The organism is Pseudomonas soli (assembly GCF_021283165.2).
Taxonomy (GTDB): Bacteria; Pseudomonadota; Gammaproteobacteria; order Pseudomonadales; family Pseudomonadaceae; genus Aquipseudomonas; species Aquipseudomonas soli.
Genome location: NZ_CP128543.1, coordinates 172580 through 189594 on the forward strand (window position 1 = coordinate 172580; position 17015 = coordinate 189594).

Here is a 17015-nt window from a genome sequence, read left to right on the forward strand (position 1 = left end):
AGGGAACTCAGCTGTTGGAGTTGTCGATCTTGATGGTCGGGTCGGCACCGCTGATCAACGAGTTGATCGTGGTGTTGGACCAGTTGACCCCTTCGAGCTTGATGCTCACATCGGCGTTGGCCAGGCCACCGGCGGCGTTGAGCTTGCCTTCGGTACTAACCTGCAGGGTCGACTCGCCTCCCACAGTGGTGATCTTCAGGAAGTTGTCGATGGTGCTGGCCTTTTCGCCCTGCAGCAGATCTCTCAGGTCGAGGCGGTCGCCTTCGCTTGCCTTGAAGTCCTTGATCACGTCGTTGCCCAGGTCGCCGGCCTTCCACACGAAGGTGTCGGCACCACTGCCACCGGTCATGATGTCATCGCCCTTGCCGCCAATGAGAATGTCATTGCCAGCACCGCCAAACAGCATGTCGTTGCCTTCACCGCCGAGCAGGGTGTCATTGCCGGTGCCGCCGAGCAGGATGTCGTTACCCTTGCCGCCGTCGATGTAGTCATTGCCACCCTGGCCGAAGATGATGTCGTTGCCGTTGCCGCCCAGCAAGGTATCGGCACCGTCGTTGCTGCGCGAGACATCGAACTCGGCATAGTTCTCGGTGATGTACTTGTGCATCGCCCGCGCGTCCACGCTGCCCGCGTCTACGCCGAGCTTGTCGGCGACATAGCCGCGGATCGCCTCGACACCGGTGCCGGCAACACCGTCGAAGACCATCAGGTCGCCGAAGATGATGTCGTTGCCGTCGCCACCGCTGACTGTATCGTTGCCCGGCTGTGTGACTTCGGTATGACCTAGGATGGCCTCGGCCAGCTTGCTCGGGTCAATGTTGGTCTGCGGCTTGCCGTCGGTGTCGTACGGTTTCAGGTCGTTGGTGTTGACGCCGTTGTTGAGGCCGATGGCCTCGACCTCGGACAGGCCCGAGAGCAACTTGAAGCTGTCCTGCGAGTTGCTCGTGGTGGCGCTGTTGGTGTCGTAGCCCAGGCCACCCCGTGAAGACAGCTCGTAAGTGCCGTTACCTTCCGCGTGCAGCTCGCCCGATACGCCGTATTTCCAACCGTTGCGGTAGTACTGCACCTGCAGGTTGCCGGCGTTGTCGATGCTGACGTAGTTGGTGTTGCTGCTGTCGATGTAGCCGTTGTACGCCATGCCCGGCTTGTAGTTGATCGAAGCCAGGAAGGTGTCCAGGGTGATGCCAGAGGTGCCCAGGGTCGGGTTGGAGTTCTCGTTGGTCTGGTAGTAGGTCGGCTTGCCATCGGTGATGAAGAACGTCTGGTTGCTGCCGGTATTGCCACCATCCTTGAGGTTCTGGAACCAGTTGGCGGTGGTCTTGAAGGCGTCTTCGTAGTTGGTGCCGCCATCTGCCCGCAGATTGTTCAGGGCGTTGAGCAGCTGCTGCAGGCCGGCATCGTTCAGGGTCACCGCAACGCTGCTCTTGACCTGGGTGGCGAAGTCCACCAGGAGGATGTTCACGGTACCCGACTGGTCGCCCTTGACGCTGGCGGCCAGGGTCTTGAACACCGATTCCAGAGACTTTTTCGCCGCATCCACGCCGGATGAACCCATGCTGCCCGAGGTATCGACGATGAAGGCGAGGTTGTAGTCCTGGCCCGGCACCACGTGCAGGCCGGTGACGTCGGCAACCACCACATCGTTGCCGTCGGTGCCGGTGATGTTGTCGCTGTCCGAGGACAGGTTGCTGGTGGTGTAGGACTGCGGGTAGACGGTGACCTTGATGGTGCCTTCGCTGGTCGCCGTGCTGCCGCCGACGCTCTCGGTGGAGGTCGAGCTGACCTTCACGTCGAACTGGCCTTGGTAGTAAGCCGGCGGCTTGATGGTCAGGCTACCCAGGTTCCAGCCGGTGACGTCCACCGCGTCCTTGCCGACGGTGAAGGTATGGCCGGCGTTATCGGCCAGCACCGAGCCTGCCGGGATGCCGCTGAGCTTGACGCTCAGGGACTCGGAGCCGTCGGTGTCGGTGAGGTTGGTGCTGATGCCCACCAGCTTGACCGGGGCACCGTTCTCGCTGCCTTCGTTGAGCTTGTAGCCGTCGTAGTAGCCCTGGTTGTTGCTGCCGTGCAGGTCGCCAACGGTCACGCCGGCGTTGGTCAGGTCCTTGACGCTCGGGTACATCGGGATGTTCGAGCTGTTGAGGTCGGTGACCGCGCCGTTGCCCACCTTGATGTTGACGTCCAGGCTGCCGGGGCCGGCCTGGTTGGCGTTGTAGATCTCCAGGGTGTAGTAGCCGCTGGTGGTCGGGGTGAAGCTGCCGGAAATGGCGCCGCTGGCCGAGCCCCAGGTGCCGCTGGCGACGTTCTTGCCACCGACGACGATCTGCAGACTATCGTCGGCGGTGCCGCTGAACGAATAAGTCTTGCCGGCTTCCAGGTAGATCAGGCCGGAGGTCTTCGACCCTGTGCCAGGCGTCACGGTGGCGACCGTGTCGACACCAGTGACGGTTTCGCTCTTGCTGGCATTGCCAGAGTTGGCGAAGACGTTCTTCAGTGCATCGCCGGTAATGCCGTTGCCGTTGCTACCCAGGCCGGTGAGGCTGTTCCAGGTTTCCTTGAGCAGGCCGATCGAGTTGACGTTGTTGTTGCCGATGCTCAAGTCCGGCTTGTCGGCCACCGGGGCTATATCGACCTTCAGGGTCACTTCGCCGCCGGCGTTGGTGCCGTCGTTGGGCTTGTACTTGATCTGCGCATAGTCGGCTTGCTTGTTGCCCACGCCGCTGCCGCCATAGCCGTCGACGCCCGACTGGTTGGCCAGCGGCACGAACTTGAGCTTGCCGGCGGCGATGTCGGCCTGGCTGATGTTCTGGTTGAGCGAGACATCCACCCACGAGGTGCCGTTGAAGAACTTCAGGCTGCCCAGGTCCGGCAGCTTGCTGATGGTCACCGACAGGCCGGTGTTGCCATCGGCGTCGCTGACGTTGAAGTCGCCCCACTTGAACACGTAGTCGGTGTCTTCGCTGCCAGTCACCGCACCACCGGTCGACACCGGCGCGTGGTCGTTGTCGATGATGGTGGTTGTGACGCTGGACTTGCTCGAGTCGACCTGCAGGTTCTCGAAGCCGCCGCCCGTGGCGCCGCTGATCTTGACCGTGAAGTTCTCCGAGCCCTCGACCAGCTTGTCGTCGATGGTCTTGATGTCGAAGCTGGTGCCGCTGCTGCCGGCCGGGATCTTCACGGTGACCACACCGGTGAAGTCCTGGCCGTCGGTGGCGGTGCCGCTGTAGGTCAGGGTGATGGTCACCTCGGACTTCGACGGGTTGCTCAGGGTCAGGTTGTAGTGGGCGGTGTCGCCTTCGGTCACCGAGGTGTCGCCGCTGATGCCGACGGTGGTGAGGTCGCCCTGGCCGCTCGGCTCGTCGGTGACGCTGGTGGTGACGGTGTTGCTGCCCAGGGTCAGCTTCTCGAAGTTGTCGCCACCGGCGACCGACTCGATCTTGTTGACGATGTTCGGTTGGCCACCGAGGTACGGGTCGTCCTTGGCGGTGATGGTGAAGGTGCCGCTGGCGCTGCCGGCCGGAATGGTGACCTTGGTGCCGTCGGTGAGGGTGAAGGTCAGGCCGTTGTGGCCGACTACCGACAGGCCTTGGGTATTGGTCAGGGTCACGGTGTAGGTGACCTGGCCGCCTTCGCTGACGGTGGTCTTGTCGGCAGACAGGGTGGCAACCACTTCACTGATGGTGTCGGTGATCTGCACGGTGGCGTTGCCACCCAGCTCGAGGTTCTCGAAGGTCTTGCCGGTGACTGCGGCATCGGTGATGCCCACGGTCAGCGAGCTGCCGTCCTTGAACACGTCGTCGCCTTGAGCTGCAGCCTTGTACTCGACCTGGGTCTGGCCGGCCGGAATGATTACCTTGGCACCGTTGCTCAGGGTCACGGTCAGGTCCTGCGCCAGTTTCTGGCTGACCTTGACGGTGAACGACGGCTGCTGGTCTTCGGTGACGTTGCCATTGCCGACGATGGTGACCGAAACCTTGTCACCCTGGTTGCCGGTGCCGGGCGTGCCCGAACCTGGCTCGTCGGTGACGGAGGTCTTCACTTCGTTCTGACCCAGGGTCAGCTTCTCGAAGTTGTCCGCGCCGGTGACGCCGGTGATCTTGTTGCTGATGGTCGGCTGACCACCGACGAACACGTCGTCCGGCGCGTTGATGGTGGCGGTGCCAGTGGCGCTGCCGGCCGGGATGGTGACCTTGGTGCCGTCGGTGAGGGTGAAGGTCAGGCCGTTGTGGCCGACTACCGACAGGCCTTGGGCGTTGGTCAGGGTCACGGTGTAGGTGACCTGGCCACCTTCGGACACGGTGGTCTTGTCGGCGGACAAGGTGGCCACGACTTCACTGATGGTGTCGTTGATCTGCACGGTAGCATTGCCGCCAAGCTCGAGGTTCTCGAACGTCTTGCCGACCACGCTGGCATCGCTGATGCCAACGGTGAGCGGGCCGCCGTCCTTGAACACGTCGTCGCCCTGGATCGGCGCCTTGTACTCGACCTGGGTCTGGCCAGCAGGGATCACTACCTTGGCGCCATTGCTCAGGGTGACGGTCAGGTCCTGGTCGAGCTTCTGGCTGACCTTGACGGTGAACGATGGCTGCTGGGCTTCGTTGACATCTCCGTTGCCGACGATGGTGACCGAGACCTTGTCACCCTGGTTACCGGTACCTGGAGTGCCAGAGCCCGGTTCGTCGGTGACGGAGGTCTTCACTTCGTTCTGACCCAGGGTCAGCTTCTCGAAGTTTTCCGCGCCGGTGACACCGGTGATCTTGTTGCTGATGGTGGCCTGGCCACCGATGAATACGTCGTCCGGCGCGTTGATGGTGGCGGTGCCAGTGGCGCTGCCGGCCGGGATGGTGACCTTGGTGCCATCGGACAGGGTGAAGGTCAGGCCGTTGTGGCCGGTGACCGACAGGCCCTGGGCGTTGGTCAGGGTTACGGTGTAGGTGACCTGGCCGCCCTCGGTGACGGTGGTCTTGTCGGCAGACAGCGTGGCAACCACTTCACTGATGGTGTCGTTGATCTGCACGGTAGCATTGCCGCCAAGCTCGAGGTTCTCGAACGTCTTGCCGACTACGCTGGCATCGCTGATGCCAACGGTGAGCGGGCCGCCGTCCTTGAACACGTCGTCGCCCTGGATCGGCGCCTTGTACTCGACCTGGGTCTGGCCAGCAGGGATCACTACCTTGGCGCCATTGCTCAGGGTGACGGTCAGGTCCTGGTCGAGCTTCTGGCTGACCTTGACGGTGAACGATGGCTGCTGGGCTTCGTTGACATCTCCGTTGCCGACAATGGTGACCGAGACCTTGTCACCCTGGTTACCGGTGCCGGGCGTGCCCGAACCTGGCTCGTCGGTGACGGAGGTCTTCACTTCGTTCTGACCCAGGGTCAGCTTCTCGAAGTTGTCCGCGCCGGTGACGCTGGTGATCTTGTTGCTGATGGTCGGCTGACCACCGACGAACACGTCGTCCGGCGCGTTGATGGTGGCGGTGCCAGTGGCGCTGCCGGCCGGGATAGTGACCTTGGTGCCGTCGGTGAGGGTGAAGGTCAGGCCGTTGTGGCCGGTGACCGACAGGCCCTGGGCATTGGTCAGGGTCACGGTGTAGGTGACCTGGCCACCTTCGGACACAGTGGTCTTGTCGGCGGACAGCGTGGCGACCACTTCACTGATGGTGTCGGTGATCTGCACGGTGGCATTGCCACCCAGTTCCAGGTTCTCGAAGGTATGGCCCGGAACCGTGGCATCGGTGATGCCGACGGTCAGTGAACTGCCGTCCTTGAACACGTCGTCGCCCTGGGCTGCAGCCTTATACTCTGTCTGGGTCTGACCGGCCGGGATCACCACCTTGTCGCCGTTGGACAGGGTGACAGTCAGGTCGTATCCAAGCTTCTGGCTGACCTTGACGGTGAACGAGGGCTGCTGGTCCTCGGTGACATTGCCATTGCCGACGATGGTGACGGACACCTTGTCGCCCTGGTTGTCGGTGCCCGGGGTTCCAGTGCCCGGCTCGTCGGTCACGGAGGTCTGCACCTCACCTTGGCCGAGGGTCAGTTTCTCGAAGTTGTCGGCACCGCTGACGGTCACCAGTTTGTTGCTGATGGTCGCCTGGCCGCCGACGAACACATCGTCCGGTGCATTGATGGTGGCAGTGCCGGTAGCGTTGCCGGCCGGGATGGTGACTTTGGTGCCATCGCTCAGGGTGAAGGTCAGGCCATTGTGGCCGTTGACCGGCAGACCTTGGGCGTTGGTCAGCGTCACGGTGTAGGTGATCTGGCCACCTTCGGACACAGTGCTCTTGTCGGCGGTGAGGGTCGCGACGACTTCATTGATGGTATCGGTGATCTGCACAGTGGCGTTGCCACCGAGCTCCAGGTTTTCGAAGGTCTTGCCGGTGACTGCGGCATCGGTGATGCCGACGGTCAGCGAGCTGCCATCCTTGAACACATCGTCGCCCTGGGCGGCAGCCTTGTACTCGGTCTGGGTTTGACCGGCCGGGATCACCACCTTGTCGCCGTTGCTCAGAGTCACGGTCAGGTCCTGCGCCAGTTTCTGGCTGACCTTGACGGTGAACGACGGCTGCTGGTCTTCAGTGACATTGCCGTTGCCGACGATGGTGACGGTGACCTTGTCGCCTTGGTTATCGGTACCTGGAGTGCCGGTGCCTGGCTCGTCGGTCACGGTCGTGGTGACCGAGTTGTCGCCGAGGGTCAGCTTCTCGAAGTTATCCGCGCCGCTGACGCTTTCGATCTTGTTGACGATGCTTGGCTGGCCGCCGACGAACACGTCGTCCGGAGCGTTGATAGTGAAGGTGCCGCTGGCACTGCCGGCCGGAATGGTGACTTTGGTGCCGTCAGTCAGGGTGAAGGTCAGGCCATTGTGGCCGTTGACCGGCAGACCTTGGGCGTTGGTCAGCGTCACGGTGTAGGTGATCTGGCCACCTTCCGACACAGTGGTCTTGTCGGCGGTGAGGGTCGCTACGACTTCGCTGATGGTGTCGGTGATCTGCACCGAGGCGTTGCCACCCAGTTCCAGGTTCTCGAAGGTCTTGCCATCGACGGCAGCATCGGTGATGCCGACGGTCAGGGTATCGCCGTCCTTGAAGACGTCATCACCTTGGGCCTTGGCTTTGTACTCGGTTTCGGTCTGACCGGCTGGAATGACGACTTTGTCGCCGTTCGACAGGGTTACGGTCAGGTCGTGGTCGAGCTTCTGGCTGACCTTGATGGTGAAGGCGGGTTGCTGGTCTTCGGTGACATCGCCTTTGCCGACGATGGTGACGGTGACCTTGTCGCCCTGGTTATCGGTACCTGGAGTGCCGGTGCCTGGCTCGTCGGTCACGGTCGTGGTGACCGAGTTGTCGCCGAGGGTCAGTTTCTCGAAGTTGTCGCCACCGGCAACGGATTCAATCTTGTTGACGATCGAAGGCTGTCCGCCGACGAACACGTCGTCCGGTGCGGTGATGGTGAAGGTACCGCTGGCGCTGCCGGCCGGGATAGTGACCTTGGTGCCATCGGTCAGGGTGAAGGTCAGGCCGTTGTGGCCGGTGACCGACAGGCCCTGGGCATTGGTCAGCGTGACGGTGTAGGTGATCTGGCCGCCTTCACTGACGGTGGTTTTGTCGGCAGACAGGGTCGCGACGACTTCGCTGATGGTGTCGTTGATCTGAACGCTGGCGTTGCCGCCCAGCTCCAGATTTTCGAAAGCTTTGCCGTCAACGGCAGCATCGGTGATGCCGACGGTCAGGGTATCGCCGTCCTTGAAGACGTCATCACCTTGAGCTTTGGCTTTGTACTCGGTTTCGGTCTGACCGGCTGGAATGACGACTTTGTCGCCGTTCGACAGGGTTACGGTCAGGTCGTGGTCGAGCTTCTGGCTGACCTTGACGGTGAAGGCAGGCTGCTGGTCTTCGGTCACATCGCCTTTGCCGACGATGGTGACGGTGACCTTGTCGCCCTGGTTGTCGGTGCCTGGAGTACCGGTGCCTGGCTCGTCAGTGACGGAGGTCTTCACTTCGTCCTGACCCAGGGTCAGTTTTTCGAAGTTGTCGGCACCAGTCACGCCTTCCAGTTTGTTAGTGATGGTCGGCTGACCGCCGACGAATACGTCGTCCGGCGCATTGATGGTGAAGGTGCCGCTGGCGCTGCCGGCCGGTACGGTGACCTTGGTGCCATCGCTCAGAGTGAAGGTCAGGCCATTGTGGCCGTTGACCGGCAGACCTTGGGCATTGGTCAGGGTGACGGTGTAGGTGATCTGGCCGCCTTCACTGACGGTGGTTTTGTCGGCAGACAGGGTCGCGACGACTTCGCTGATGGTGTCGTTGATCTGAACGCTGGCGTTGCCGCCCAGCTCCAGATTTTCGAAAGCTTTGCCGTCAACGGCAGCATCGGTGATGCCGACGGTCAGGGTATCGCCGTCCTTGAAGACGTCATCACCTTGAGCTTTGGCTTTGTACTCGGCTTCGGTCTGGCCGGCTGGAATGACGACTTTGTCGCCGTTCGACAGGGTTACGGTCAGGTCGTGGTCGAGCTTCTGGCTGACCTTGACGGTGAAGGCAGGCTGCTGGTCTTCGGTCACATCGCCTTTGCCGACGATGGTGACGGTGACCTTGTCGCCCTGGTTGTCGGTGCCTGGAGTACCGGTGCCTGGCTCGTCGGTGACGGAGGTTTTCACTTCGTCCTGACCCAGGGTCAGTTTTTCGAAGTTGTCGGCACCAGTCACGCCTTCCAGTTTGTTAGTGATGGTCGGCTGACCGCCGACGAATACGTCGTCCGGCGCATTGATGGTGATGGTGCCAGTGGCGCTGCCGGCCGGGATGGTGACCTTGGTGCCATCGCTCAGGGTGAAGGTCAGGCCGTTGTGGCCGGTGACCGACAGGCCCTGGGCGTTGGTCAGGGTCACGGTGTAGGTGATCTGGCCGCCCTCGGTGACGTTGGTCTTGTCGGCGGTGAGGGTCGCTACGACTTCGCTGATGGTGTCGGTGATCTGCACCGAGGCGTTACCACCGAGCTCGAGGTTCTCGAAGGTCTTGCCGGTGACCGACGCATCGGAAATGCCGACGGTGAGGGTGTCGCCATCCTTGAAGACGTCATCGCCTTGGGCGGTAGCCTTGTACTCAACCTGGGTTTGACCCGCTGGGATAACCACTTTATCGCCGTTGCTCAGGGTTACGGTCAGGTCCTGACCGAGTTTCTGGCTAACCTTGACGGTGAAACTTGGTTGCTGGTCTTCGGTGACCGCGCCGTTGCCAACGATGGTCACGGAAACCTTGTCGCCTTCGTTGCCAGTGCCTGGAGTGCCAGTACCTGGCTCATCGGTCACGGTCGTGGTGAGGGTGTCCTTGCCGAGCGTGAGCTGCTCGAAGTTATCCCCGCCGCTGACGCTTTCGAGCTTGTTGACGATCGAAGGCTGCCCGCCGACAAACACGTCGTCCGGAGCGGTGATGGTGAAGGTGCCGCTGGCGCTGCCGGCCGGAATGGTGACCTTGGTGCCATCGGTCAGGGTGAAGGTCAGGCCATTGTGGCCGTTGACCGGCAGACCCTGGGCATTGGTCAGCGTCACGGTGTAGGTGATCTGGCCACCTTCGGTGACGGTGGTCTTGTCTGCGGTCAGGGTTGCGACGACTTCGCTGATGGTGTCGGTGATCTGAACCGAGGCGTTGCCACCCAGTTCCAGGTTCTCGAAGGCCTTGCCATCGACGGCGGCATCGGTGATGCCGACGGTCAGGGTATCGCCATCCTTGAATACGTCATCGCCCTGGGCCTTGGCCTTGTATTCGGCTTCGGTCTGGCCGGCCGGGATCACGACCTTGTCGCCATTGGACAGGGTGACGGTCAGGTCATGGTCGAGCTTCTGGCTGACCTTGACGGTGAAGGCTGGCTGCTGGTCTTCGGTAACATCGCCTTTACCGACGATGGTGACGGTGACCTTGTCGCCTTGGTTATCAGTGCCTGGAGTGCCAGTACCTGGCTCGTCGTTCACGGTCGTGGTGACCGTGTTGTCGCCGAGGGTCAGCTTCTCGAATTTGTCGCCACCGGCAACCGATTCGATCTTGTTGACGATGCTCGGCTGGCCACCGACAAACACGTCGTCCGGGGCCGTGATGGTGAAGGTCCCGCTGGCACTGCCCGCCGGAATGGTGACTTTGGTGCCATCGGTCAGGGTGAAGGTCAGGCCGTTATGGCCAGTGACCGACAAGCCCTGGGCATTGGTCAGGGTCACGGTGTAAGTGATCTGGCCACCTTCCGACACAGTGGTCTTGTCGGCGGTCAGGGTCGCGACGACTTCGCTGACGGTATCGGTGATCTGCACGGTGGCATCGCCACCCAGCTGCAGGTTCTCGAAGGTCTTGCCATCAACGACTGCATCAGTGATGCCGACGGTCAGCGAACTGCCATCCTTGAAGACGTCATCGCCCTGGGCATCCGCCTTATACTCGACCTGGGTCTGGCCAGCCGGAATCACCACCTTGGCACCATTGCTCAGGGTGACAGTGAGATCCTGGTCCAGCTTCTGGTTGACCTTGACGGTGAAGGATGGCTGCAGGTCCTCGGTGACATCGCCGTTGCTGACGATGGTGACAGATACCTTGTTGCCGGTATCCGGATCATCAGTGACGGTAGTGGTGAGTGTCTCCTTGCCGAGCGTCAGCTTCTCGAAGTTGTCCGCGCCGCTGACACCTTCGAGCTTGTTCACGATCGAGGGCTGGCCGCCGACGAATACGTCGCTCGGGGCGGTGATGGTGAAGGTACCGCTGCCGCTGCCGGCCGGTACGGTGACCTTGGTGCCATCGCTCAGGGTGAAGGTCAGGCCATTGTGGCCGGTGACCGACAGGCCTTGGGCATTGGTCAGGGTCACGGTGTAGGTGATCTGGCCGCCTTCCGTGACAGTGGTCTTGTCGGCGGTCAGGGTCGCGACCACTTCACTGATGGTGTCGGTGATTTGAACCGAGGCGTTGCCACCCAGCTCCAGGTTCTCGAAGGATTTGCCGTCAACGGCAGCATCGGTGATGCCGACGGTCAGGGTATCGCCGTCCTTGAAGACGTCATCACCTTGGGCCTTGGCTTTGTACTCGGTTTCGGTCAGACCGGCTGGAATGACGACTTTGTCGCCGTTCGACAGGGTTACGGTCAGGTCGTGGTCGAGTTTCTGGCTGACCTTGACGGTGAAGGCGGGTTGCTGGTCTTCGGTGACATCGCCTTTGCCGACGATGGTGACGGTGACCTTGTCGCCCTGGTTGTCGGTGCCTGGAGTACCGGTGCCTGGCTCGTCGGTGACGGAGGTTTTCACTTCGTCCTGACCCAGGGTCAGTTTTTCGAAGTTGTCGGCGCCGGTGACGCCTTCCAGCTTGTTGGTGATGGTCGGTTGGCCACCGACGAACACGTCATCCGGTGCGGTAATGGTGAAGGTGCCGCTGGCGCTGCCGGCCGGTACGGTGACCTTGGTGCCATCGCTCAGGGTGAAGGTCAGGCCATTGTGGCCGTTGACCGGCAGACCTTGGGCGTTGGTCAGCGTCACGGTGTAGGTGATCTGGCCGCCTTCACTGACGGTGGTTTTGTCGGCAGACAGGGTCGCGACGACTTCGCTGATGGTGTCGTTGATCTGAACGCTGGCGTTGCCGCCCAGCTCCAGATTTTCGAAAGCTTTGCCGTCAACGGCAGCATCGGTGATGCCGACGGTCAGGGTATCGCCGTCCTTGAAGACGTCATCACCTTGAGCTTTGGCTTTGTACTCGGCTTCGGTCTGGCCGGCTGGAATGACGACTTTGTCGCCGTTCGACAGGGTTACGGTCAGGTCGTGGTCGAGCTTCTGGCTGACCTTGACGGTGAAGGCAGGCTGCTGGTCTTCGGTCACATCGCCTTTGCCGACGATGGTGACGGTGACCTTGTCGCCCTGGTTATCGGTACCTGGAGTGCCGGTGCCTGGCTCGTCGGTCACGGTCGTGGTGACCGAGTTGTCGCCGAGGGTCAGCTTCTCGAAGTTATCCGCGCCGCTGACGCTTTCGATCTTGTTGACAATCGAAGGCTGGCCGCCGACGAACACGTCGTCCGGAGCGTTGATAGTGAAGGTGCCGCTGGCGCTGCCGGCCGGTACGGTGACCTTGGTGCCATCGCTCAGGGTGAAGGTCAGGCCATTGTGGCCGTTGACCGGCAGACCTTGGGCGTTGGTCAGCGTCACGGTGTAGGTGATCTGGCCGCCTTCACTGACGGTGGTTTTGTCGGCAGACAGGGTCGCGACGACTTCGCTGATGGTGTCGTTGATCTGAACGCTGGCGTTGCCGCCCAGCTCCAGATTTTCGAAAGCTTTGCCGTCAACGGCAGCATCGGTGATGCCGACGGTCAGGGTATCGCCGTCCTTGAAGACGTCATCACCTTGAGCTTTGGCTTTGTACTCGGCTTCGGTCTGGCCGGCTGGAATGACGACTTTGTCGCCGTTCGACAGGGTTACGGTCAGGTCGTGGTCGAGCTTCTGGCTGACCTTGACGGTGAAGGCAGGCTGCTGGTCTTCGGTCACATCGCCTTTGCCGACGATGGTGACGGTGACCTTGTCGCCCTGGTTATCGGTACCTGGAGTGCCGGTGCCTGGCTCGTCGGTCACGGTCGTGGTGACCGAGTTGTCGCCGAGGGTCAGTTTCTCGAAGTTGTCGCCACCGGCAACGGATTCGATCTTGTTGACGATCGAAGGCTGGCCACCGACAAACACGTCGTCCGGTGCGGTAATGGTGAAGGTGCCGCTGGCGCTGCCGGCCGGTACGGTGACCTTGGTGCCATCGCTCAGGGTGAAGGTCAGGCCATTGTGGCCGTTGACCGGCAGACCCTGGGCATTGGTCAGCGTCACGGTGTAGGTGATCTGGCCACCTTCGGTGACGGTGGTCTTGTCTGCGGTCAGGGTTGCGACGACTTCGCTGATGGTGTCGGTGATCTGAACCGAGGCGTTGCCACCCAGCTCCAGATTTTCGAAAGCTTTGCCGTCAACGGCAGCATCGGTGATGCCGACGGTGAGGGTATCGCCATCCTTGAATACGTCATCGCCCTGGGCCTTGGCCTTGTATTCGGCTTCGGTCTGGCCGGCCGGGATCACGACCTTGTCGCCATTGGACAGGGTGACGGTCAGGTCATGGTCGAGCTTCTGGCTGACCTTGACGGTGAAGGCTGGCTGCTGGTCTTCGGTAACATCGCCTTTACCGACGATGGTGACGGTGACCTTGTCGCCTTGGTTATCAGTGCCTGGAGTGCCAGTACCTGGCTCGTCGTTCACGGTCGTGGTGACCGTGTTGTCGCCGAGGGTCAGTTTCTCGAAGTTGTCGCCACCGGCAACCGATTCGATCTTGTTGACGATGCTCGGCTGGCCACCGACAAACACGTCGTCCGGGGCCGTGATGGTGAAGGTGCCGCTGGCACTGCCCGCCGGAATGGTGACTTTGGTGCCATCGGTCAGGGTGAAGGTCAGGCCATTGTGGCCGTTGACCGGCAGACCTTGGGCATTGGTCAGCGTCACGGTGTAAGTGATCTGGCCGCCCTCGGACACGGTGGTCTTGTCGGCGGTGAGGGTTGCGACGACTTCGCTGATGGTGTCGGTGATCTGAACCGAGGCGTTGCCACCCAGCTCCAGATTTTCGAAAGCTTTGCCGTCAACGGCAGCATCGGTGATGCCGACGGTGAGGGTATCGCCATCCTTGAATACGTCATCGCCCTGGGCCTTGGCCTTGTATTCGGCTTCGGTCTGGCCGGCCGGGATCACGACCTTGTCGCCATTGGACAGGGTGACGGTCAGGTCATGGTCGAGCTTCTGGCTGACCTTGACGGTGAAGGCTGGCTGCTGGTCTTCGGTAACATCGCCTTTACCGACGATGGTGACGGTGACCTTGTCGCCTTGGTTATCAGTGCCTGGAGTGCCAGTACCTGGCTCGTCGTTCACGGTCGTGGTGACCGTGTTGTCGCCGAGGGTCAGTTTCTCGAAGTTGTCGCCACCGGCAACCGATTCGATCTTGTTGACGATGCTCGGCTGGCCACCGACAAACACGTCGTCCGGGGCCGTGATGGTGAAGGTGCCGCTGGCACTGCCCGCCGGAATGGTGACTTTGGTGCCATCGGTCAGGGTGAAGGTCAGGCCATTGTGGCCGTTGACCGGCAGACCTTGGGCATTGGTCAGCGTCACGGTGTAAGTGATCTGGCCGCCCTCGGACACGGTGGTCTTGTCGGCGGTGAGGGTTGCGACGACTTCGCTGATGGTGTCGGTGATCTGAACCGAGGCGTTGCCACCCAGCTCCAGATTTTCGAAAGCTTTGCCGTCAACGGCAGCATCGGTGATGCCGACGGTGAGGGTATCGCCATCCTTGAATACGTCATCGCCCTGGGCCTTGGCCTTGTATTCGGCTTCGGTCTGGCCGGCCGGGATCACGACCTTGTCGCCATTGGACAGGGTGACGGTCAGGTCGTGGTCGAGTTTCTGGCTGACCTTGACCGTGAAGGCGGGTTGCTGGTCTTCGGTGACATCGCCCTTGCCGACGATGGTGACGGTGACCTTGTCGCCTTGGTTATCGGTACCAGGAGTACCAGTGCCCGGTTCGTCAGTGACGGAGGTCTTCACTTCGTCCTGAACCAGGGTCAGTTTTTCGAAGTTGTCGGCGCCGGTGACGCCTTCCAGCTTGTTGGTGATGGTCGGTTGGCCACCGACGAACACGTCATCCGGTGCGGTAATGGTGAAGGTGCCGCTGGCGCTGCCGGCCGGGATGGTGACCTTGGTGCCATCGGTCAGGGTGAAGGTCAGGCCATTGTGGCCGTTGACCGGCAGACCTTGGGCGTTGGTCAGCGTCACGGTGTAGGTGATTTGGCCACCTTCCGACACAGTGGTCTTGTCGGCGGTGAGGGTCGCTACTACTTCACTGACGGTGTCGGTGATCTGCACGGTGGCATCGCCACCCAACTGCAGGTTCTCGAAGGTCTTGCCCGTCACGCTGGCATCGGTCACGCCGAGGGTCACGGAGCCGGCGTCCTTGAATACGTCGTCGCCTTGGGCCGGCAGGCTGTAGGTGGCCTGGGTCTGGCCGGCGCCGATAACCACAGTGGCGCCATTGGAAAGGGTCACGGTCAGGTCATGGTCGAGCTTCTGGCTGACTGAAACAGTAAAGGTCGGCTGTTCGGCCTCGGTCACGTTGCCATTGCTGGCGATGCTGACGGTCACCGTGTCGATGCTGTCGCTGATCACGGTCTGGGTTGGCGTGGTGTCGGGCACCAGTTTTTCGAAGTTGCCGCCGGTGGCGCCGGTGATGCTGGTGCTGACCGTGCTGCCGTTGACGAACACATCGTTGGCCGGGGTCTGGAAGTCGACGCTGCCAGCGCTTTCGCCGGCTTTGACGGTAATAGTCTGGCCATTGGACAGAGTGACGCTGACCGGAGTCTGGGCCGGGTTGGTCAGAGTCACGGTGTAGGTGATCACGCCGCCTTCGGTGACGCTTGGGGTCGCGGTCAGGGTGGCAGTGGTAGTGTCGATCGAATCGTTGATCTTCGTTTCCGCTGGTGCCGGGTTCGGCTCCAGTTTCTCGAAGTTGCCGCCCGTTGTGCCCGTGATCGTGGTGCTTACAGTGCTGCCATTGTTATAGACGTCATTGGCCGGGGTCTGGAAGTCAACGCTGCCGGACGACTTGCCGGCGTCGATGGTGACGGTCTGTCCGTTGGACAGGGTGATGGTGACTGGAGTCTGGGCCGGGTTGGTCAGAGTCACGGTGTAGGTGATCACGCCACCTTCGGTCACACTTGGGGTCGCGGTCAGGGTGGCGGTGGTAGTGTCGACGGAGTCGTTGATCTTCGTTTCCGCTGGTGCTGGGTTCGCCACCAGATTCTCGAAGTTGCCGCCCGTTGCCCCCGTGATCGTGGTGCTTACAGTGCTGCCATTGTTATAAACGTCATTGGCCGGGGTCTGGAAATCAACGCTGCCTGACGACTTGCCGGCTTCGATGGTGACGGTCTGGCCATTGGACAGGGTGACGGTGACCGGGGTCTGGGCCGGGTTGGTCAGGGTCACGGTGTAGGTGATCACGCCACCTTCGGTCACGCTTGGATTGGCGGTCAGCGTGGCAGTTGTGGTGTCGATGGTGTCGGTGACCTGGGTCACCGCCGGGGTGGTACTCGGCGTGACGATCAGGCCATTGCCGCCGCTTGTACCGGTGATGGTCGCGGAAATCTGGCCGCCATCAATGTAGGGCGTGTCGTTGGCCGGGATATTGACGTTGACGGTGCCGGTAGTCTGGCCGGCCGGGATCACGATGACGGCGCCGTTGGACAGGGTCACGGTCAGGTTGGTCAGCGGAGGCTGGCCGACGGTGGCGGTATAGACGATGACGCCACCCGCCTCGGTGATCGTGGGGGTGGCGCTCAGGGTCAGACCGGTGGTGAGCGGGACGTTGGCCGTGTTGGTGCTGGCAGCGTTGCCGTCCAGTCCGCCCAGCTCCTCGACCGCCAGGCCGTTGCCGAAGCCTATCGGGCCGGTGGGGAAGCCGATGGTCGCGTCGACCACTCCGGCGGTTTCCTGAAGCAGGACGAAGCTATGCCCGCCGCCTACCGAACCGCCGCCCGCCGCGGCCGGGCCGGCTGCGGTGGCTTCAAGTTCGGTGGTTGGGTCGACGCCGGCGGCAATGGCTTGCTGCAGCTCTTCGACCGAGGGCGCCGCCTGGGCGGTGGCCTGGCTCAGGTCAATACTGCTGTCGGGGGCGTCGGCACTCCACTGGGTGTCGCGACCGAGGTCGAGCAAACGGCCGTCGGCCAGCTCCAGAGTGACCGCGCCGCCAGTGCCGGTGTCTACCTGTTCACCGGCAAGCAGGCGATCGCCTTCGATCAGAACGCGCCGGATGCCTTCTGGGGAAACTGCGATGACTTGGCCAACAATGCTTTTGACGATGGCAACAACAGTGCTCATTGGACTCTCCGGACTACCCGTTCAGTTGGCTTCCATGCCCGGCCGGCATTCGAAGGCGGCGACTGATGGAATGTTTCAATAATGTTTTTGACGCATAATTGCGTCAATTTTACGT

1 protein-coding gene is annotated in these 17015 nt (G+C 61.8%); it reads right to left on the reverse strand.

Annotated elements, in window-relative coordinates:
* Nucleotides 1–7: 7 nt before the first annotated feature.
* Nucleotides 8–16900: an immunoglobulin-like domain-containing protein gene (locus tag LU688_RS00800; RefSeq protein ID WP_289678293.1), complete on the reverse strand. Its 16893-nt coding sequence runs from the start codon at nucleotides 16898–16900 to the stop codon at nucleotides 8–10.
* Nucleotides 16901–17015 lie beyond the last annotated feature (115 nt).

Excerpts from the sequence above, each read along its gene's own strand:
- LU688_RS00800 (WP_289678293.1), bottom strand. The coding sequence starts at position 16,900 with ATGAGCACTGTTGTTGCCATCGTCAAAAGCATTGTTGGCCAAGTCATC.